The sequence below is a fragment of the Pseudoflavonifractor phocaeensis genome, from assembly GCF_016901735.1.
GTDB lineage: Bacteria > Bacillota > Clostridia > Oscillospirales > Oscillospiraceae > Pseudoflavonifractor_A.
In genome coordinates this window covers 1-18,843 of record NZ_JACLZC010000061.1, presented here as the reverse complement: position 1 = coordinate 18,843, position 18,843 = coordinate 1, and the positions used below count along the sequence as shown (strand labels likewise).

General features: G+C 60.9%; 21 protein-coding genes and 1 pseudogene. 9 read left to right on the top strand and 13 right to left on the bottom strand.

Annotation, left to right across the window (positions count from 1 at the left end):
- From H7U37_RS11975 to yfmF, 7 genes and pseudogenes are all read right to left on the bottom strand, one after another.
- Positions 1 to 559: pseudogene (locus H7U37_RS11975) on the bottom strand (stage III sporulation protein AB); the annotation flags it as partial.
- Between the two features lie 295 nt (positions 560 to 854).
- On the bottom strand, positions 855 to 2,375 hold the full coding sequence (locus H7U37_RS11970; RefSeq protein WP_204875985.1) for a hypothetical protein: 1,521 nt from the start codon (positions 2,373 to 2,375) through the stop codon (positions 855 to 857).
- Positions 2,368 to 2,844 carry an RNA polymerase sigma factor gene (locus tag H7U37_RS11965; RefSeq protein WP_272873484.1) on the bottom strand — a complete coding sequence of 159 codons (477 nt, stop codon included), beginning with the start codon at positions 2,842 to 2,844 and terminating at the stop codon, positions 2,368 to 2,370. Before H7U37_RS11965 ends, H7U37_RS11970 begins: the two co-directional genes overlap by 8 nt.
- Positions 2,845 to 2,929: 85 nt before the next feature.
- Positions 2,930 to 3,775 carry a bifunctional methylenetetrahydrofolate dehydrogenase/methenyltetrahydrofolate cyclohydrolase FolD gene (folD, locus tag H7U37_RS11960; protein WP_204875982.1) on the bottom strand — a complete coding sequence of 282 codons (846 nt, stop codon included), beginning with the start codon at positions 3,773 to 3,775 and terminating at the stop codon, positions 2,930 to 2,932.
- On the bottom strand, positions 3,750 to 4,679 hold the full coding sequence (gene lgt / locus H7U37_RS11955) for a prolipoprotein diacylglyceryl transferase (protein WP_204875980.1): 930 nt from the start codon (positions 4,677 to 4,679) through the stop codon (positions 3,750 to 3,752). Before lgt ends, folD begins: the two co-directional genes overlap by 26 nt.
- Complete coding sequence (gene yfmH, locus H7U37_RS11950; protein ID WP_204875979.1) at positions 4,676 to 5,959, bottom strand: EF-P 5-aminopentanol modification-associated protein YfmH; 1,284 nt, start codon at positions 5,957 to 5,959, stop codon at positions 4,676 to 4,678. The genes lgt and yfmH overlap by 4 nt, the downstream gene beginning before the upstream one ends.
- 1 nt (position 5,960) lies before the next feature.
- Complete coding sequence (yfmF, locus tag H7U37_RS11945) at positions 5,961 to 7,241, bottom strand: EF-P 5-aminopentanol modification-associated protein YfmF (protein ID WP_204875978.1); 1,281 nt, start codon at positions 7,239 to 7,241, stop codon at positions 5,961 to 5,963.
- Positions 7,242 to 7,455: 214 nt separating this feature from the next.
- Between yfmF and ylxM the strand changes: the two genes are divergently transcribed.
- The 7 genes from ylxM to H7U37_RS11910 all read left to right on the top strand — a co-directional run bounded on the left by ylxM (position 7,456) and on the right by H7U37_RS11910 (position 12,556).
- Complete coding sequence (gene ylxM, locus H7U37_RS11940; protein WP_204875977.1) at positions 7,456 to 7,827, top strand: YlxM family DNA-binding protein; 372 nt, start codon at positions 7,456 to 7,458, stop codon at positions 7,825 to 7,827.
- A gap of 4 nt (positions 7,828 to 7,831) precedes the next feature.
- The gene (gene ffh, locus H7U37_RS11935) at positions 7,832 to 9,187 is read left to right on the top strand and encodes a signal recognition particle protein (protein ID WP_204875976.1); all 1,356 of its coding nucleotides are present in this window, start codon (positions 7,832 to 7,834) and stop codon (positions 9,185 to 9,187) included.
- A 68-nt stretch (positions 9,188 to 9,255) separates the two neighbouring features.
- Positions 9,256 to 9,495, top strand: a complete 240-nt coding sequence (rpsP, locus tag H7U37_RS11930) for a 30S ribosomal protein S16 (RefSeq protein ID WP_204875975.1) — start codon at positions 9,256 to 9,258, stop codon at positions 9,493 to 9,495.
- A gap of 17 nt (positions 9,496 to 9,512) precedes the next feature.
- Positions 9,513 to 9,743, top strand: coding sequence for a KH domain-containing protein (locus tag H7U37_RS11925; protein ID WP_204875974.1), 231 nt, complete (start codon positions 9,513 to 9,515; stop codon positions 9,741 to 9,743).
- A gap of 295 nt (positions 9,744 to 10,038) precedes the next feature.
- Complete coding sequence (gene rimM / locus H7U37_RS11920) at positions 10,039 to 10,542, top strand: ribosome maturation factor RimM (protein ID WP_204875973.1); 504 nt, start codon at positions 10,039 to 10,041, stop codon at positions 10,540 to 10,542.
- 1 nt (position 10,543) lies between these two features.
- A complete protein-coding gene (gene trmD / locus H7U37_RS11915) occupies positions 10,544 to 11,317 on the top strand; it encodes a tRNA (guanosine(37)-N1)-methyltransferase TrmD (RefSeq protein ID WP_204875971.1) in 774 nt (257 codons plus the stop codon).
- A 555-nt stretch (positions 11,318 to 11,872) separates the two neighbouring features.
- The gene (locus tag H7U37_RS11910; RefSeq protein WP_204875969.1) at positions 11,873 to 12,556 is read left to right on the top strand and encodes a stalk domain-containing protein; all 684 of its coding nucleotides are present in this window, start codon (positions 11,873 to 11,875) and stop codon (positions 12,554 to 12,556) included.
- Between the two features lie 93 nt (positions 12,557 to 12,649).
- On the opposite strand, the gene rplT is transcribed toward H7U37_RS11910, so the two are convergent.
- The 4 genes from rplT to H7U37_RS11890 all read right to left on the bottom strand — a co-directional run bounded on the left by rplT (position 12,650) and on the right by H7U37_RS11890 (position 14,268).
- On the bottom strand, positions 12,650 to 13,006 hold the full coding sequence (rplT, locus tag H7U37_RS11905) for a 50S ribosomal protein L20 (RefSeq protein WP_204875967.1): 357 nt from the start codon (positions 13,004 to 13,006) through the stop codon (positions 12,650 to 12,652).
- 35 nt (positions 13,007 to 13,041) lie between these two features.
- A complete protein-coding gene (rpmI, locus tag H7U37_RS11900) occupies positions 13,042 to 13,245 on the bottom strand; it encodes a 50S ribosomal protein L35 (RefSeq protein WP_204875966.1) in 204 nt (67 codons plus the stop codon).
- A 31-nt stretch (positions 13,246 to 13,276) separates the two neighbouring features.
- Entirely contained in the window at positions 13,277 to 13,840 is a 564-nt protein-coding gene (infC, locus tag H7U37_RS11895; RefSeq protein ID WP_204875965.1) for a translation initiation factor IF-3, read from the bottom strand.
- Positions 13,841 to 14,109: 269 nt separating this feature from the next.
- Positions 14,110 to 14,268: a hypothetical protein gene (locus H7U37_RS11890; protein WP_204875964.1), complete on the bottom strand. Its 159-nt coding sequence runs from the start codon at positions 14,266 to 14,268 to the stop codon at positions 14,110 to 14,112.
- Positions 14,269 to 14,410: 142 nt separating this feature from the next.
- Between H7U37_RS11890 and nrdR the strand changes: the two genes are divergently transcribed.
- Positions 14,411 to 14,866, top strand: a complete 456-nt coding sequence (gene nrdR, locus H7U37_RS11885; RefSeq protein WP_204875963.1) for a transcriptional regulator NrdR — start codon at positions 14,411 to 14,413, stop codon at positions 14,864 to 14,866.
- A gap of 161 nt (positions 14,867 to 15,027) precedes the next feature.
- Here the strand turns inward: nrdR and H7U37_RS11880 are convergent, their stop codons facing one another.
- Positions 15,028 to 16,557: an O-antigen ligase family protein gene (locus H7U37_RS11880; protein WP_204875961.1), complete on the bottom strand. Its 1,530-nt coding sequence runs from the start codon at positions 16,555 to 16,557 to the stop codon at positions 15,028 to 15,030.
- Positions 16,558 to 16,586: 29 nt separating this feature from the next.
- The gene (locus H7U37_RS11875; RefSeq protein ID WP_204875958.1) at positions 16,587 to 17,693 is read right to left on the bottom strand and encodes a glycosyltransferase family 4 protein; all 1,107 of its coding nucleotides are present in this window, start codon (positions 17,691 to 17,693) and stop codon (positions 16,587 to 16,589) included.
- A 173-nt stretch (positions 17,694 to 17,866) separates the two neighbouring features.
- Between H7U37_RS11875 and H7U37_RS11870 the strand changes: the two genes are divergently transcribed.
- Positions 17,867 to 18,843: ABC transporter ATP-binding protein (locus H7U37_RS11870; RefSeq protein WP_204875956.1), on the top strand; the 977-nt coding region annotated here is incomplete at its 3' end.

Sequence of the window (18,843 nt, the reverse complement as noted above, 5' to 3'; positions counted from 1 at the left end):
CCCGCAGGGCCGGACCCGCCACGCCGTCCGAAAGCCCGCAAATCAGGTCCCGCAGCAGGGTGGTCTTGCCGCCGCCCGGCGGCGACAGGATGAGGGTATCCCGGATACCGCAGGCCGTCCGCAGCGCCGGAAGCAGCGTGCGTCCCACACCGGGGACGCTGTGGGCGATCCGGATGGACAGGGAGGAGAGCTGCCGCAGGGTATGGATCTTCCCCTCCCGCAGCACCGCCGTGCCGCAAAGGCCGATCCGGTGCCCGCCCCGGACGGTGAAATACCCCGCCCGCACCTGCTCCAGCGCCGTATGGACCGAGGCCTGGGTGGCCACCTCCAGCACCTGCTCCAGCATCCCCGCCGTCACCTCCGCCGGGCCGCCGGGCACTGGCTGCTCCCCCTCGGGCAGCAGCACCTCCATAGGCTGTCCCACCCGGAGGCGCAGCTCCTCCGCCCGCTCCCGGGTCCGCTCCGGCAGACGCAGGGCCGCAACTCCCAATTCCCCCGGCAGCAGCGCCGCCGCCTGGTCAAAACACGCCTCCCGCTCCTTGCCTGTCCCCTGCTCCATGGTATCCTCCCCTTCTCTTTGGCGTCGATGGCATATCCTATGCGCCCCGGTCCCCATGTATGACAACGACAAAAGCCCCCGGACCAAAGCGGTCCGGGGGCTGCGGGGAAAACGAAACGTATTTGAATGGACGGCGGGCGACCACAAGGGTCGCCCCTACGAGGTGGGAGGGCATCGCATTGCCCCACGCAGGGCCGTCCCCGTGAGAAATCCAAAAGCGATTCTGCTTCGACAAGCTGATCCGTGGGCAGATGAAAGCTTTCTTTGCCTTCTTTCTTTCTCGAAAGAAAGAAGGTCAGCTGAGGGGTTCCAGGGGGTCGTCATTGGGGTAGAATTGCAGGGCGTCCTGAATGGTTTTGAAGGGACCGCTGCCGCCGAAGGAGTTGGCCGTCCGGTACTCCATGGCGGTCCGGACCGGATACTGGAAGAAAAAGCTCCTCTGGTGGGTGTAGTCCACCCAGCTATCGATGATCCAGCCGTCCTGCACCTCCCGGGCGGTGTAGGTGAGGTAACCCCGCCGGTTTTCCCCCTCCCGGGGCAGCGAGAACTGGGCCCACACGTCAGCGGAGGTGTGGGAACCGAAGAAGATACTGTCATAGGTATGGGTCTCCTGCCCCAACCGGTAATAGGGCGCGGTATAGGTCTGGCCGTCCTTCTCGTACAGCAGCCGCCCTGTTACCTCCCCGGAGCTCCAGCCCTCGTTGTTCCGCGGCGCGTTCCAGAGCTTGACGGCCTCCGTCCCCCAGAAGCCCGGGTCAATGGTCCACACGAAATGATGGAAAATCTGCCACTGCTCCCGTTCCCCCGGCAGCTCCACCGCCACGCCGGTGATGCGCAGCTCGTTCCGGTCATAGACGGTGCGATGGTAGACCCTGTCTCCCAAAACCTCCTGCACCTGCCGCCCGTCGTTGAAGGGAAACTCGTGGACGTCGGACACCACCCGCAGGGCACCTTCACAGGCCAAAATCTCTTCTTCGGTCAGGTCGGCCAGCACATCCGCCGGAAAGCCCAGGGCCAGCAGATCGGCCTTGACCGCCTCCACCCGTGCCCCGGCGGCGGGACGGTCGGGCTGCCAGTCCATGGGATAGCACTGGAAACATCCATAGCCGCACAGAATCCCCGCCGCCAGCACCCCCAGCAGCAGCCCCACCAGCGTCCGGTCGCTCAGACGCACCGGCGCGGTGCGGATGCCGTAGCCCGCCTCGTCCAGCGCGCCGGACAGCTTCCAAAGACTGCGGAGTATGAGAGCAAAGGAAACCAACACCGGAATACCAAAGAGCCAGCCGTCTAAACCGGTCACCGCCATCATAAACAAAACTCCATACCAGACCAGCAGCACCCCGCCGCTGCTCCCGCCGGACAGCCCCGCCTTCTCCTTTACCGCCCGCAGACCCCGCCAAAGGCAGGCAACCTTTACCAGCGTCAGGAAAAAGAGGATATACCCCAGCGCTTGAAGCGGCGGAAGGGCATACAGAGTCTCGTTCCATATGGTGGCATTAACCGACAGGGTCACCAGACGCAGGACCGTCTGGCACCACGCCAGACACCACCCGCCCCCAAACCACCGGTTTTCCCGCCGCAGGACGCGGAAGCCCAGCAGCTCCATCAAAATCCCCGCCAGCGGCAGACAGTACTGAAGGCCGAAAAACTGAAAGGTCACCGCGTTGAGGGCCAGGCCCACCAGAATCCGCCGCAGAGGCGTCCGCCATGGCGTCACGCCGCCGGCCACACTGTCAGGCGGCTCGTCAGGCAGGCTCTCTTCCAGCAAAGCGTCAAAGGTCCCCTCGTCCATCTCGTCCCAGACCCGTTTATCCATGCCCCATCCCTCCCAGCCCGTCGCGCAGCCCCTTTTTGATCCGGTACAGCCGTCCCTCCACCGCCCGCTGGGTGAGGCCCAGCTCCGCGGCGATCTGGGCGGTGGATTGGCGGTAATAGTATTTCCGGTAAAACAGCAGCCGGTCCTTCTCCGGCAGATCATACAGCAGACGCGCTAACGCCTCCTGCCGCTCACGCCGCAGCAGCGCCTCCTCCGGCGTGGGCTCCGGCGACGGCGTGTCCGCCCCCAGCTCCCCCGCCGCAAACCGTTTGCCCATCCTGGCCCGGGTCAGCGCCCCGTTGCGGGCCAGCGCCGTCAGCCAGGCCGTCCAGGAGCCGAGCTCCGGGTCGTATTGGCCGATTTTCTCCCATACCCGCATGGCCGTCTCCGATATACACTCCTCCTGGTCCTGGGCGTCGGGCAGAATGGGCGCGATGACGTACCGCAGCAAAGGCGTATAACGGCGCAGCAGCTCCTCCGCGCCCCCTCAAATCCCACGGACTTTTCCGCAGAAAAACGGCACAGCCCAAAAGCTGTGCCGTCTCTTCTTTCGATCAGCCCTTGCCGTGGCGCTTGGCCGCCGTGAGGGTGTTTACCATCAGCATGGCCCGGGTCATGGGACCTACGCCGCCGGGCACCGGCGTGATGTACGACGCCTTTTGGGCCACTTCCTCATAGCACACGTCGCCGCACAGCTTGCCTTCGGCGTTGCGGTTCATGGCCACATCAATGACCACCGCGCCGTCCTTTACCATATCCGCCGTGATGAGACCCACCCGGCCTACCGCCGACACCAGGATGTCCGCCTGGCGGCACTCCTGAGCCAGATCGGCGGTCTTAGAGTGGCAGACGGTTACCGTGGCGCTCCGCTGGAGGAGCAGCATGGCCTGGGGCTTGCCCACGATGTTGGACCGGCCCACCACCACGGCGTGCTTGCCCGCCGGGTCGATGCCGTAGGCGTCCAGCAGTTCCATCACCCCCGCCGGCGTGCAGGGCTGGAAGGACTGACGGCCGATCATCAGCTCCCCCACGTTGTAGGGGTGGAAGCAGTCCACGTCCTTTGCCGGATCAATGGCCCGGATAACCGCCTCCTCGTCCAGTCCCTTGGGCAGGGGCAGCTGGCACAGGATGCCGTCGATGTCCTCCCGGCCGTTGAGGGCCTCCACCAGCTCCATCAGCTCCTCCTGGGTGGTGGAGGCGGGCAGGGCGTACTCCTCGCTGTAAATGCCGCACTCGGCGCAGTCCCGCTTCTTGCCGTTCACATACACCCGGGAGGCCGGGTCGTCCCCCACCAGAATCACCGCCAGGCCGGGCCGGGCCGTTAAGCCCTCCACCTGGGCCTTGACGCGGCTCTTTACCTGGGCCGCCAGGGCCTTACCGTCCATGATCTTCGCTGTCATTTGCTGTTTCCTCCTTTGTCTCTTCCGGCGCTTGCTCCGGCTGTCCCTTCTGCCGGTTCACCCACAGTCGCTCCGGGCCGGGCCGGCGCACCGCCAGCATCCAGATCAGGACCGCCGCGCCAAGGAGCGCCGAGGCAAAGCCCACCATCTGGGACACCCGGATGCCGGTCCCAAAGAAATACAGGCTGTCGGTCCGCAGCCCCTCAATGAAGCCGCGGCCCACGCCGTACCACACCAGATAGCTCCAGAACATCTGTCCGTCAAACTTGCGCCACTTCTTGGCCACCACGATCAGCACCGCGAGCCCCACCAGATTCCACAGAGACTCATACAAAAAGGTGGGGTGGACCTCCAGATACCGGGCCGCGCCGCTGGCGGTATACTCCACAATGCCCATCCGCCAGGGCAGGGTGGTCTCCCCGCCGTAGGCCTCCACGTTGACGAAGTTCCCCCAGCGGCCGATGGCCTGGCCGATGAGCAGGCCGAACACGCCCACGTCCGCCATGGCGAAAAAGGGGAGCTTCTTGAACCGGAACACCGCCACCGTTACCATCAGCGCCATGATGACGCCGCCGTAAATGGCCAGGCCCCCGTCCCAGATGCGCACCATGGCGCCCCAGTCCAGTCCCCCCTCCGCCGTGCGGTAGAGGTCCAGATAAAAGATGATATAGTAGAGCCGGGCGCCGACGATGCCCAGCGGCACCGCGAAAATCAAAAGGTCCACCAAATCGTCCTGCCGGATGCCGAACCGGGGGCTGATGTGGCTGCAATAGGCCACCGCCAGCAGAAAGCCGGCGGCAATGATGATGCCATACCAGTGGATGGGCCAGCCAAAGAGGGTAAAGGCGATGGGGTTGAGCTCCAGCTGAAGCCCCAGGCCGGGAAATACGACAGTATGTGTCATGCGCGTTCCTCCTCTTTGGGGCAAATCACCGAAAGGGCCGTCCGCTCCGGGATGATCCATGCCTTGGCCGCGGCCTGAAGATCGGCGGCGGTCACGGACTGGAACACCTCCGGGAAGGTCAGGTAATCCGCGCCGGTAAAGTGGCCCTGGGCCTGGGCGACACACAGCGCCTCAAAGGAATTGAGGGCCCGCACCAGGCTGCCGTAGGAAGCCTTTTTCAGCCGCTGGAAAAACGCCTCGTCCACGCCCTCCCGGGCGATGCGCGCGCCCTCCGCCAGAAGGGCGTCCCGCAGAGCCCGGCCGTCCCTGCACTCGCCGCCGGCGCACAAAAACGCGCAGCCGGTGTAGGCCAGATAGGAGATGGAAAAGCTCTTGTTGACCAGCCCTTCCCGGTAGAGCCTGGCATACAGCGGGCTGGACGTGCCGCACAGCGCCTCGCCCAAAAGCCCGCCCACGATCTCCTGCCGCAGGTGCCCCTCTCCGCCCGCCGCCGGGTCGGCCTTGAAGCCGATCTGACAGATGGGAATGGACACCGCCATGGCCTGCTCCGTCTCCCCCTTCGCCGCCTCCGCCGGCTCCGCCGGGCCGTGGTCCCGCTCCGCCTTGGGACCGGCGCCGGCGGGCAGTACCTGGCGGGCGATGGACACAACCGCTTCCGGGTCCACGTCGCCGCAGACGCACAGCACCATATTGCCCGGGTGATAAAAGGCCCGATGACACGCATAGAGGGTGTCCGCCGTGATCTCCGCGATGGACGCCCGGCTGCCCGCCACCGAAATTTTAATGGGGTGGTTCACATAGAGCGCGGAGAGCAGATTTTGCAGCACCATCCACTCCGGATCGTCCTCAATCATCTGGATCTCCTGGCCGATGATGCCCTGCTCCTTGTCCACGCTCTCTTGTGTGAACCAGGGCTGGGAGACAAAGGACAGCAGCACCTTGAGATTTTCATAAAAGCCCTCGGTGCTCTCAAAATAATAGCCGGTGATGTCCCAGCTGGTGAAGGCGTTGGGACTGGCCGCGTTGGCCGCCAGCGTCTGGAGGGCGTTGCCGTCCTTGGTGTCGAACATCTTGTGCTCCAGGAAGTGGGCCACCCCCGCCGGCGTCTGATGCGCCACCCCGTCCAGGCGGAATTTCAGGTCCATTCCGCCGTAGTTGGTGGCAAAAAAGGCGTATTTCTTCTGAAAACCCGGCTTGGGGATCACATAGACCGGCAGGCCGTTTTCCAGCCGCTCCAACCAGAGCGTCTCCCCCAGATGGGCATATACCCGCTTTTCCATGTTATCCCTCCTTCCCCTTGAGAAAATATACCGTGTCCAGCGTCACGCCGGCCAGCGCGGCGACCACGTCCTCCCGGGTCACCGCCTCCACCCGGGCGGCCAGGGCCGCCGGGTCCTCCGAACAGCCGGACACCGCCTGGCCCAGCCAGTAGTCCTCCAGCCGGGCCTGGCTGTCCGGAATGCTTTGCAGGCCGCTGACCACCGAGCGCCGGGCGCTCCCCAACTCCCGGTCGGTGAAATCCCCCCGGCGGCACGCCTCCAGCTGAGACAAAATTTCATCCCGGGCCGCCGTGAACCGGTCGAACTCCACCCCCGACGAGACCAGCATCAGGTCCTTATACTTCATGAGCTGAGAACTGGCATAATAGCAGAGGGACAGCTTTTCCCGCACATTGAGGAAGAGCCGGGAGGTGGTGGTCCCCCCAAAGAGGGCGTTGCCCACCATCAGGGCCGGATATCCCCTGTCCAGCAGGTCACAGCCCGTCCGGAAGCCCATGGTCAGCTTGCCCTGGGTCACGTCCATGGCTTCCTCCACATAGCGGGGCGTCTCCGGGGCGCGCTTGCGCACCGCAGGGGGCATCTCCTGCCGCTTTTCCGTACGGGGCAGGGCGGACAGCGCACCGCGCAGCGCGTCGGCCACCCGTTCCGGCCGGGCCGAGCCGCAGTAATAGAGCTCCATAGGAGCGGTATGCAGCAGCTCCTGATAGCCCGCCCACAGTCCTTCCGGCGTCAGCGCCGCGGCGTGGGCCTCGTCCCCCAGCCGGTCAACCCCAAAGGGCTCCCCGGCACACATCTCCTGCCGCAGCCGCGCCATGGCGTAGATGCGCTTATCGTTGATCTGGGCCCGGATGCGCTCCACCAGGTTGTCCCGCTCCCCTTTGGTGTAGTCGGGACAGAAATGCCCGCCCTCCGTATAGGGACTGAGGAGCAGCTCTCCCAGCAGCGCCGCCGCCGGCTCCACCACCGCGGAGCCGTCCAGGGTGTAGGCGTCATCCAAAAAGCTCCCCAGGAAGCCCACGCACTGGACCTCCCCTCTGGTGCGTACCACCGGCTCGATGGTTCCGCCATATAAATCGTCCAGCGCCGCTTCCAGCGCCTCCATGTCCCGGTGCTTGTCTGTGCCCCGGCGGAGCACGCTGGGGATCAGCGCGTTGCGGGAGGCCGTCTCCCGCTCCAGCGGCGCCAGAAACGCCGCCCCCAATACACTGGATTTGAATTTTTCCGTATGCACCGCCGTCAGATGGACGCCGGAAAACAGCTCGATGCGGGCCGCTTGGGCCATGGACACCATTCCTTTCTGCCTTGCCTTGAGGTTTAGACTCTATCATATCACAGTCTGCCCCGTTTGACAGCCCTTTGCAGAAAAATTTCCTGCCAAATGTCCCTTCTCTCCCCTTGACAAACGACGGAAAATACGGTATGATAACAACCGCCGTAAAGCTCCGGAGCTTTACAAAGCGTTCCGGCTTTACAAACGCTTCCGGGAGGTGTGGCCGTTGAAGAATCAGGCTTACCGCATGGCGCTGCTCTATGACTTCTACGGCGACATGCTCACAGACCGTCAAAAGGAGTTTTACGACCTCTATTATAATGAGGACCTCTCCCTGGCCGAGATCGCCGAAAACTACGGCATCACCCGTCAGGGCGTCCGGGACGTCATCGTCCGGGCCGAGGGCATCCTCACCGAGCTGGAGGAGAAAACCGGTATCATCCGCCGGTTCCATCAGATGCAAAGCCAGTACGCCGACATCCAGGCCGCGGTGGACGACATCCGCCGCATCAACGAGGAAAAACGCTACTACGACAACCAGCTCGAATCCCGCTGCAACGACATTCAGCACATTTTAGACCAGCTGAGGCAGGAGTGAATCCATGGCTTTTGAAGGACTGACCGAAAAACTCACCGCAACCTTTAAGCGTCTGCGGGGCAAGGGCCGTCTCACCGAGGCCGACGTCAAAGAGGCGATGCGGGACATCCGCATGGCCCTGCTGGAGGCCGACGTCAACTTTAAGATCGTCAAAAAGTTCATCGCCGATGTGACCGAGCGGGCGGTGGGCTCCGATGTGCTGGAAAGCCTGACCCCAGCCCAGATGATCGTCAAGATCGTCAACGAGGAGCTTATTCAACTCATGGGCAGCGAGAGCGCCAAGCTCAACCTCTCCCCTGCTCCTCCCACCGTGGTCATGCTGGTGGGCCTCAACGGCGCCGGTAAAACCACCAACGGCGCGAAACTGGCCGGCTTCATGAAACGGCAGAACGGCAAGCGGCCCCTGCTGGTGGCCTGCGACACCTTCCGCCCCGCCGCCATCACGCAGTTGGAGGTGGTGGGCGGTCAGCTGGACGTGCCCGTCTTTCAGATGGGACAGATCGACCCCATCGACATCGCCAAGGCCGGCATCGAGCACGCCAAAAAGCACGGCAACGACATGGTCTTTATTGATACCGCCGGACGGCTCCACGTGGACGAGGTCCTCATGGAGCAGCTCAAGGAGATGAAGGCCACCATCCACCCCGACGAGATCCTCCTCATTGTGGACGCCATGATCGGTCAGGACGCCGTCAACGCCGCCAAGGCCTTCGACGAGGCGCTGGACATCACCGGCGTCATGCTCACCAAGCTGGACGGCGACGCCCGGGGCGGCGCCGCCCTCTCCATCAAGGCCGTCACAGGAAAGCCCATCAAATTTGTGGGCGTGGGCGAAAAGCTGGACCAGATCGAGGTTTTCCATCCCGACCGGATGGCCTCCCGTATCCTGGGCATGGGCGATATGCTCTCCCTCATCGAAAAGGCCCAGCAGAATTTCGACGCCAAAAAGGCCGCCGAGCTGGAGCAGAAGCTCCGTAAAAACAAGTTTACCCTCTCTGATTTCTACGACCAGTTGGTCCAGTTCAAGGGGATGGGCTCCATCGCAGACATCGCCGGTATGCTGCCCGGCGTCAACGCCAAAGCCCTGGAGGGCGCGGCGGTGGATGAAAACGCCCTGGCCCGCACCGAGGCCATCATCCTCTCCATGACCCCGGAAGAGCGGGAAAACCCCTCCATCCTGAACAACAGCCGGAAAAAGCGCATCGCCGCCGGTTCCGGCACCCAGGTGGTGGACATCAACCGGCTGCTCAAGCAGTTCGAGATGATGCAGCAGATGAGCCGCCAGTTTGCCGGCGGAAATCTGAAACGCAAGGCCGGCTTGTTCGGCAAGCTGAAGGGTATGAAGCTGCCCTTCGGTTAACTTTGGTTGGTACACGCGCCTTCGGGCGCTGGCCATAGAGACGTGATTTTTTTGGAGGTGAATTACCCATGGTGAAGATCAGACTGCGCCGGATGGGCGCCAAGAAGGCTCCTTTCTACCGCATTGTTGTGGCTGACTCCCGCTATCCCCGTGACGGCCGTTTCATCGAGGAGATCGGCACTTACAACCCCCTGACCAATCCCGCCGAGCTGAAGGTGGACGCCGACCGCGCCCAGGCCTGGATTAAGACCGGCGCTCAGCCCACCGAGACCGTGAAGGCCCTGCTGAAGAAGGCCGGCGCCATTTGATGGGAGGCCCTGGCCACATGAAGGAACTGCTCACTTATATTGCCCAAAATTTGGTGGAACACCCGGAGTCGGTGTGCGTCACCGAGCACGCGGGCGACGAGGAGACCGTCCTGGAGCTCCGGGTCGCACCGGAGGACATGGGCAAGGTGATCGGCCGTCAGGGCCGCATTGCCAAGGAGATCCGCGCGCTGATGCGCTCCGTGGCCCAGCGCCAGGGAACACGGGTCTCGGTCGAGATCGTAGACTGAAGGACGCGTTGCAGATGTCTTGACTCTGCAACGCGCCTTTTGTTTTTTATATCTCCCCAAAATGCAAGCATTTTGGGGAAGAGATGCAGCCCGCCGCGCGCACTCGCTGCGCTCGCACACTTGCGGGCTGAGCAGTGTTTTTTCCGCCGTACATGCCGCCGGAAAAAACAATTCTGATCCTATTTCGCCGCCTGCGGGCGGCGAAACTCTGCCGAGGGCTTTCCTTTGCAAGGACTCCTTGCATTGGTTTGGCTTTTTCCACAACCTGTTTCTATATCTGTTAGGAGGCTTTCCTATGAAAAACCAATTCCTGGAGGCGGGGCAGATCGTCAACACCCACGGCATCCGGGGCGAAGTGAAGATCGTACCCTGGTGCGACAGCCCCGAGTTCCTCTGCTCCTTCTCCACCCTCTACCTGGACGGCGTACCAATCAAGGTCCGCGCCGCCCGGGTCCACAAGGGCAACGTCCTGGCCCAGCTGGAAGGAGTGGACGACGTCAACGCCGCCATGCGCCTCAAAAATAAGGTGCTCCACATCAACCGCGCCGATGTCCAGCTCCCCGAGGGCCGCCACTTCCTGGCCGACCTGGTGGGCCTCACCGTCATCGACGACGACACCGGCGAGACCATCGGCGCCATTACCGAGGTCCTCACGCCCCCCGCCCACGAGGTCTATGTGGTGCGCGGCGAGACAAAAGAATACCTCATCCCCGCGGTGGACGCCTTCCTGCGGGGCACCAACGTGGATGAGGGCTGGGTGCGGGTCCATCTCATCGACGGCATGGGTCAGGAGATTTGACATGTATCAGATCGACATTATGACCCTCTTCGACGAGACGGTGGGCGATATGATGAACGAGTCCATTCTGGGCCGGGCCCAGGAGCGGGACATCCTCCGCATCGAAGCCCACCAGATCCGGGATTATACCTTGAATAAGCAAAAGCAGGTGGACAACTACCCCTACGGCGGCGGTCACGGCGCCGTCATGCAGGCCGATCCCCTCTACCAGTGCTGGAAGCACATCACCGACACCTATGGTCCCGGTCACACCATCTACCTCTCCCCCGCCGGCGTCACCTTTACCGAGCAACACGCCAAGCGCCTCCTTCACGACTACGACCACCTGATCCTGGTCTGCGGCCACTATGAGGGCATCGACGAGCGCTTCATCGAGGAGTGCGTGGACGAGGAGATCTCCATCGGCGATTTTGTCCTCACCGGCGGCGAGCTGCCCGCCATGGTGGTGGCCGACGCGGTGGCCCGGCTGGTGCCCGGCGTCCTGTCCGACCCGGAGTGCTTCGAGGAGGAGAGCCACTGGAATGGATTGCTGGAGTATCCCCAATACTCCCGGCCCGAGGAGTGGCACGGACGGAAGGTCCCCCCCATTCTCCTCTCCGGCCACCACGCCAACATCGCCAGGTGGCGGCGCAAGGAGGCCATCCGCCGTACCCGGGCCCGCCGGCCAGACCTCTATGAAAAACTGGACCTCTCCTCCAAAGCCGATCAGAAGCTTTTGCGCGAAATTGAGCAGGAAGATTTGACAGAAAAAGACGCTTCTCTGCAAACGCCATGACATATTAAAGCTACCCGGTTGCAATCTGAAAAAACGTGTGGTATCATATTTTTGGGAAAACAAAATGCGGCAGCACGCCGGGGCTCCTACCCCCCGACGCGCCTGCGCAGGTGACGACACCACCTACACTGCGGCTTTATGCCGCGCCGCACGTCCATTATACGGGATTTTCCCCCCTTTTACAAGGGGGCGCTTCTTCCCGTTTTTTGTCGTGCGCTGGTGCAGAGCGGAGCACAGCTCCCGGCGCTGTGTAGGGTTCCTTCCCTGCACGGCGTTTTGTTTTCCGCCCGTGCCACCCGGGGGACAAGAGCCGGTCCCCCGGGCGCCGCCGGGTGGAGCGACGCACCTTCGCACCCCGTCTAAAAGGGCCTCCGGAACGCCGGAGGTCCTTTTCCGTCTCTGTATTAGCCCGACGTGGGCGGCAGGCTCCACAGGGAGTGTATGATGGTATTTTCTGAAAAGCCTGCAAATCTCTTGTCATAGATCGTCGGTCTATTGCATTCAATTTTATGCAGTGGTATGATTGATTTAAACTTTTTATAAGGAGGAGCTTGCATGAAACTTCCCAACCTGCATCGTATCCGCGATTTCGGCGCGGGTGCGATCACTACTGCCCTGGTTCTGGGCCTGCTTATCCCTGCGGGTGCTGCCATGACCAGCAAGACCATTCAGGTCCTCACCGGCGCTGAAATCTATGTGGACGGTGTGGAACTGAACCCTACCGACGCCAACGGAAAGCCCGTGGAGACTTTCGTCTACAACGGTACCACCTATGTTCCCCTCCGCGCCGTCAGCCAGAGCCTGGGCAAGGCGGTCAACTGGGACGGAGAAAATCAGCGGGTCTATATTGGTGAGGCTCCTGGTATGAAGCAGTATCTCAATACCGTTTGTCCTCCGTATCAGACATCCAAGTATTATACTCCGGTTACCGTTTCGATGGCAGGTAAAAAATATGCCAATGTTATGAGACTTGGATGGGACTATGGTTCTGGCTGGGCAATGTATAATTTAAACGGCCAGTATAGCACCCTTGATTTTGTAATTGGCCATATTGATGGTCGTGGTATGACAGAATCAACTCTTAATATTTATTTGGATGGGGAATTGTCGTTTTCTTTAGATGTATATCCTGAAGATCTTCCTCAGGAAGTAAGTGTTCCTCTTCACAAAGCGCTTCAGATGAAAATTGAATTGACTGGACATAATGATTTTGCTATGGCAGAAGTAGAAATTCATTAATTTTCCTACGATATAATATGGCGCTACAATACAAAAATCCTCCGTTTCCTCAAAAGGGAAACGGAGGATTTTTGGTTATGTCGCTGGAAAAACTCAGGCCAGCTTGCTCTTGGCCAGCTCGGTCAGGGCGGTGAAGGCGGCCTTGTCGTTGATCGCCATCTCAGAGAGCATCTTACGGTTGATCTCCACGCCGGCCTTCTTCAGACCGTTCATGAAGGTGGAGTAGTTCATGCCGTTCTGCTTGCAGCCGGCGGAGATGCGGGCGATCCACAGCTGACGGAAGTCGCGCTTCTTCATGCGGCGGCCGGCGTAAGCGTAGGTCAGGGACTTCATGACCTGCTCTTTGGCCATCTTGAAGTGCTTGCTCTTGGCGCCCCAGTAGCCCTTGGCCAGCTTGAGGACTTTATTTCTTCTCTTGCGCGTCATCATCGCGCCTTTGACTCTAGCCATTGTTGATTAGCCTCCTATATCTGTGAGTAAAATTCTTATTTGTAGGGGATCATGCGCTTGATGGCGAACTCGTTGGTCTTGTCCGCGTAAGCGCCGGCGCGGAGGCCTCTCTTCCGCTTGGTGGTCTTGCCGTGGCCGTTGAGCAGGTGGGACTTGAACGCATGGGCGCGCTTGACCTTGCCGGTCTTGGTCAGGTTGAATCTCTTCTTCGCGCCGCTGTGAGTTTTCAGCTTAGGCATGGTGGTGTTCTCCTTTACTGTGTAATGTGCCTTACTTCTTGGTTTCCTTGGCGATCTTCGGGGAGAGGAAGATGGACATATGCCGTCCGTCCAGCTTGGGCTCCTTATCCAACGTGGCGACCTCGCTGCACTCGGCGGCAAACCGGACCAGCAGATTCTTGCCGATATCCGTATGCGCCATCTCGCGGCCGCGGAAGCGCACGGTGACCTTTACCCGGTTGCCCTCGCTCAGGAACTTCTGGGCGTTGCGGAGCTTGACGTTGAAGTCGTTGACGTCGATGCTGGGGGACATACGGACCTCTTTGATCTCCACGACCCGCTGGTTCTTCTTCGCTTCCTTCTCCCGCTTGGTCTGCTCGAACTTGTACTTGCCATAGTCCATGAGCTTGCACACGGGGGGATTGGCGGTGGGCGAGATCTTTACCAGGTCCAGATCGGCCTCCATGGCCTTCTCCAGCGCTTCCCGGGCGGACATGATGCCCAGCTGCTCGCCGGTGGCGGAGACCAGACGGACTTCCCTGTCACGGATCTCCTCGTTGATTTGATGACCCTTGTTGCTGATACGACAGCACCTCCCATTCTCTTTGACACACATGAAAAAAGCGGCTACCTTCCGGTACCCGCGCAACAAAACCCGCCGCGTTCTTCCTCCCGGTTGGGAGCGTGAAAACGCGCTGAATGCCATGTTGACCTCTTTACTCATGCGCTGGAGGTGAGGACGGGGGTACCGTTCTGCTTTATTGTGCTTTGATAGTATAGCACCCCGCGTGCTCCTTGTCAAGCGCGTTTTATAAAAAAAGAGACCTGCCCGGCCTGCACGGCCAACGCACCGGGCCGTATTTGCCGGACAGGTCCCCTTTTCGCTTAGTAGCTGCGCTCCGGGTTGGCCTTGTTCTGCGCCCCGCTGCCCTGCTTTTTGTTCTGGGCGCCCTCCTGCTGCTTTTTGTTCTGGCCGCCGCAGGCCTTGGCCTTGCTTACCCCGCCTTTATAAAGGTCCTGGCTGTTGCCTTGCATGTGTCTCACCTGCCTTTCGCCTCCAGTATGCCCCCTTTCCCCGCCCGCTATACCGCCCCGCACAATGCCATACACAAATTCTTTTTCCTGTGTTATAATGTTGTCATATTCCAAAACACCCACGGTTGTGAGCTACAAGGAGATGAGCCCCATGAGATGCCCCTATTGCGCCAATCCCGAGAGCAAGGTGGTGGACTCCCGTCCCTCCGACGAGGGCAACAGCATCCGCCGCCGCCGGGAATGCCTGGTGTGCCATAAACGTTTTACCACCTATGAAACCGTGGAGTGCCTTCCACTGGTGGTCATCAAGCGGGACGGCAGCCGCCAATCCTTCGATAAATCCAAGCTCCTCAACGGCATGATCCGGGCCTGTGAAAAACGCCCCGTCTCCTTCCAGACCCTGGAGGCCATCGCCAACGAGATTGAGCAGATCCTCCAAAATGAAATGGACCGGGAGGTCCCCTCCACCCGCATCGGCGAACTGGTCATGGAACGGCTGCGCCAGGTGGATGAGGTGGCTTATGTCCGCTTCGCCTCGGTCTACCGCCAGTTCAAGGACATCGGCACCTTTATGGCCGAGCTCAGCAAGCTGCTGGAGGAAAAATAAAAAACGGTCCAATTTTCTTTTGCCACCCTGTAGGGGCGACCCTCGTGGTCGCCCGCCCAGCTTTGCATAGATACTGCGGGCGGCCATAAAGGCCGCCCCTACAAAAAAGCTCCTACTCCACAAAAACTTTCTTTTGTGTAGTAGGAGCTTCTCTTTTTCCCTTACCGGGCCTGCTGTTCGCTGCGGCCCAGCTTGATACAGGCGAAAATTACCCCGAACAGGAACCAGTATACAAACATATTCCGGGGGTAAAACCAGGTGTATTCCGCCACGCTGATGACCATGATGCCGCACAGCGCGCCGATAGACGCCGCCAGCATGTGGCGTACCCGCTTGTCCATGGTCTTATAAAACTGCTTGACACCGGTCTTGAGCCCGTGGAGCAGCACCGCCACATAGGCGATCAGACCCAGAATGCCCGTCTCGCCCCACATCTGAAGGTAATTGTTGTGGGTGTGGATAGGATAGCTGCCGTCAAACATGGTGGGATAGGTCTGGAATACCCGCTGCATCACCTGGGGGTCCAGGCCAACCCCCCGATACCAGTAATCCCTCATCAGATTGCCGGTGGCCTCGTAGATGGAAAAACGATACTGGGTGGAGCTGTCCTCCATGTTGCCGATGGTGAGAATGCGGTTATAAATGGTCTGGGGCAGGAAGGGCACGGCGCACAGGCCCAGTACCAGCGCCACAGGAATGAACCGCCAGTTCTCCAGCGCCACCAGCACCAGCACCGCCAGCGTCAGACCGATCCAACTGGAACGGCCATAGGTCGCCCCGATGGAGACCAGACAGGGCACCAGCGCCGCCAAGGACCAGAACCGGCCACGCCACGTTTTCGCGCCCAGGAAGAGGGCAATGTCCAGCGGGATGAGCATGGCCAGGATCTCGGCAAAGTTGTTGGGGTTATCAAAGAAGGAATAGATGCGGCCGGGCATCCCCTCGTTGACCGTCATGTCCTGCTGGGAGGCCACGATCTCCACGCCCACATAGCTCTGATAGCAGCCGTACAGACTGGCCACCACCAGACCCGCGATCACCAGCGCCACCATCAGCCGCAGCTGCTCATACTTCTGTACCGAGCTCACCACCAGCAGCACCAGCAAAAAGCTGGTCACATGAAACAGGAAGTACCGCATGGACAGACTGGTGGACAGGGAGCCCACCAGCGCGTAGAACAGCAAAATGAGATAAAAAAGCATGTACGGCCCCAGCCGTTCCGCCTCCAGACGGTGACGGGGCCGGGCCGCGGAGCCTACAATAAAAAGGGCCGTGACCCCTACCGCACCCACCAGGCCGTAGGCGTTGTTCCAGTAGTCGTGGGGCACCACCAGCATCACCAGCATCAAAAGGCCCAAAAAAACGAAGCTGGCGCCCCCCAGCGCAGAGACAAACCGGAAGGCCAGGCTTCCGTCCCATATCCCCTTCCCAACTCGATAGATCCATTTGGCAATGGCGCAGGGGATGTTCAAAATTCCGCTAAAAAGCCGGCATGCGAGGCTCTCCGGCCATACCCGCGGCAAAACGCCGTCCCGCCAGACAAACTGCCACAAAACGCTCCCCTCTGACCAGCGGGCCGCGGCGCTCTCGCACCGGCGGCAGGCTCTGCCCAAACCGCTCTCCGTCCACGCGCCCGTCAGCACCGCCCAAAGCCTGGCCAGCCAGCCAAGCAGTATACTGTTTTCGATCATTGCGTTCTCCTTCCGTGTCTCCCCCCGGCTCACCGGCCGGACAGGGCTTTTTCATAGACCGCCCAGGTGGCCTCCGCCCACTGGTGGATCTCAAATTTTTCCGCCACCGTCTTGGCGGCGCCCGCCCGACAGCGCTCCAGCAGGTCCTTGTCCTCCAGCAGCTTCTGCATGGCGGTGGCCATGGAGTCCGGGTCATTGTATCGTACCAGCAGACCGCAGCCCGCCCGGTCGTTGACAATGTCCGGATTGCCCCCCATGTCGGTGGCGATCACCGGCAGACCCGCCGCCATGGCCTCAATGATGAGGAAGGACAGCGCCTCATGCCGGGAGGAATTGACGTACAGGTCGGACCCTTTATAGAGGTTCTTGATGTCCTTGCGGAAGCCGATGAATTTTACCACATCCTCCAGACCCAATTCCTTCACCTGCGCCTTGGCGGGCTCCAGCAGAGGACCGTCTCCCGCCAGCACCAAGGTAAAGGGCTTTTGGGTCCGCTCCTTCAGAAGCTTGACCGAGTCGATGAGGTAGGCATGTCCCTTATCGTCGGCAAACCGGGAGGCACAGAGCATGACGAACCGGTCCTCCGGCAGATTCAGCTCCTGCCGCAGGGTGGATTCCGACCGGTCCCCCGCCCACGCCGCCGGGTCCACCGCGTTGAACACCACCTGGATGCGGTCGCCGCTCCAGCCGTTGGCAATGAGCTGCTCCTTGCCCTTGTTGCATACCGCGATCATCTGGTCCTGCCTGCGGTCCATCCAGCGGTTGGTTACGCGGGTCACCAGGTCATTGGCCTGGACGAAATGATTGGTATACACCACCCGCAGGCCGGGACGGTACCGCTTGGCCAGCAGAGCCGTATAGTGCTCCCGCAGATAATGACAGTGGATGAGATCGATGTCCCACTCGGCGCACAGCGCGGCCAGCGCCTTGGCCGCTTTCCGGTCAAACCGGCGGCGCATGGTCACCTGCCGGCAGGGCACCCCCAGCGCCTCCAGCCGCTCCACCAATAAACCGCCTTCATTGTAGGCAAAATAGGGCTCTACCCGGCTGCCGCCCAGATAGCGCACCAGCGTCTCCACATATCGCTCCGTCCCGGCTTTGCCGGCATAGTTGAGCAGATAGAGGACCTTCGTCATAAAAGGCGCCTCCTTTTTTCCAGCATTCGGACCAAAGGTCCGTCTTTTTATTGTACCGTCAACCGCTCCGTTTGTCCACTCTTTCTTGTGTCCCCCGTAAAGTGGGGCTTCCCTTTCCGTCCGGGCGTGTGTATAATAAAATCCGTATGCCAAATGAAAAGAGAGGAATCCAAATGGACACGCTCAGACAGTTTATCCGCTATTACCGGCCCTACAAGGGGGTCTTTTTCCTGGACCTTCTATGCGCCGCCCTCATCAGCCTGGTGGACCTGGCCTATCCCCAGATCCTCCGCTGGGCCACCAACGGCCTCTTTACCGGCGCCCCTGAGACCATTCTGTCCGGCCTGCTCCCCATCGGCCTTGCGCTGCTGGCCGCCTACGTCCTCCAGGCCCTGTGCAAATATTACGTCAGCTATCAGGGCCACATGATGGGAGCCAACATGGAGCGGGACATGAGACAGCGGCTCTTTGACCACTACGAGACCCTTTCCTTCTCCTACTACGACGCCAACAACTCCGGCCAGATGATGAGCAAGCTGGTCTCCGACCTCTTCGATATCTCCGAGATGGCCCACCACGGACCGGAAAACCTCTTTATCTCCCTGGTGAAAATCGTGGGCTCCTTCGTTTTCCTCTTCCTCATCAACTGGAAGCTGGCCCTCCTGCTGGCGGCGGTGGTGGTGGTCATGTTCTTCTGCTCCTTCTTCCAGAACGGACGGATGCAGGCTACCTTTTTGGAAAACCGCAAAAAAATCGGCGACGTCAACGCCAGCTTGCAGGATACCCTGGCCGGCATCCGGGTGGTCCAGTCCTTCGCCAACGAGGACATTGAGCGCCGGAAATTCCAGGGCAGCAACGAGGCCTTCCTCCGCTCCAAAAACGAGAATTACCGCTGCATGGGCACCTTTGCCTCCTCCAACACCTTCTTTCAGGGGCTCATGTATCTGGTGACCCTGGTGGGCGGCGGCATCCTCATCGCCAACGGCCAGATGGAGGTGGCGGACCTGGCCATGTACGCCCTCTACATCGGCATCTTCATCAGCCCCATCCAGGTGCTGGTGGAACTGACCGAGACCCTCCAGAAGGGCTTTTCCGGCTTCCGCCGCTATCAGGCCGTGCTGGATACCGCCCCCGACATCCAGGACGCCCC

Coding starts and splice junctions, on each gene's coding strand:
- H7U37_RS11970 (WP_204875985.1), bottom strand. CDS start 2,375: ATGGATAAACGGGTCTGGGACGAGATGGACGAGGGGACCTTTGACGCT.
- folD (WP_204875982.1), bottom strand. CDS start 3,775: ATGACAGCGAAGATCATGGACGGTAAGGCCCTGGCGGCCCAGGTAAAG.
- lgt (WP_204875980.1), bottom strand. CDS start 4,679: ATGACACATACTGTCGTATTTCCCGGCCTGGGGCTTCAGCTGGAGCTC.
- yfmH (WP_204875979.1), bottom strand. CDS start 5,959: ATGGAAAAGCGGGTATATGCCCATCTGGGGGAGACGCTCTGGTTGGAG.
- yfmF (WP_204875978.1), bottom strand. CDS start 7,241: ATGGCCCAAGCGGCCCGCATCGAGCTGTTTTCCGGCGTCCATCTGACG.
- ffh (WP_204875976.1), top strand. CDS start 7,832: ATGGCTTTTGAAGGACTGACCGAAAAACTCACCGCAACCTTTAAGCGT.
- rpsP (WP_204875975.1), top strand. CDS start 9,256: ATGGTGAAGATCAGACTGCGCCGGATGGGCGCCAAGAAGGCTCCTTTC.
- H7U37_RS11925 (WP_204875974.1), top strand. CDS start 9,513: ATGAAGGAACTGCTCACTTATATTGCCCAAAATTTGGTGGAACACCCG.
- rimM (WP_204875973.1), top strand. CDS start 10,039: ATGAAAAACCAATTCCTGGAGGCGGGGCAGATCGTCAACACCCACGGC.
- trmD (WP_204875971.1), top strand. CDS start 10,544: ATGTATCAGATCGACATTATGACCCTCTTCGACGAGACGGTGGGCGAT.
- H7U37_RS11910 (WP_204875969.1), top strand. CDS start 11,873: ATGAAACTTCCCAACCTGCATCGTATCCGCGATTTCGGCGCGGGTGCG.
- rplT (WP_204875967.1), bottom strand. CDS start 13,006: ATGGCTAGAGTCAAAGGCGCGATGATGACGCGCAAGAGAAGAAATAAA.
- rpmI (WP_204875966.1), bottom strand. CDS start 13,245: ATGCCTAAGCTGAAAACTCACAGCGGCGCGAAGAAGAGATTCAACCTG.
- infC (WP_204875965.1), bottom strand. CDS start 13,840: ATGTGTGTCAAAGAGAATGGGAGGTGCTGTCGTATCAGCAACAAGGGT.
- nrdR (WP_204875963.1), top strand. CDS start 14,411: ATGAGATGCCCCTATTGCGCCAATCCCGAGAGCAAGGTGGTGGACTCC.
- H7U37_RS11880 (WP_204875961.1), bottom strand. CDS start 16,557: ATGATCGAAAACAGTATACTGCTTGGCTGGCTGGCCAGGCTTTGGGCG.
- H7U37_RS11875 (WP_204875958.1), bottom strand. CDS start 17,693: ATGACGAAGGTCCTCTATCTGCTCAACTATGCCGGCAAAGCCGGGACG.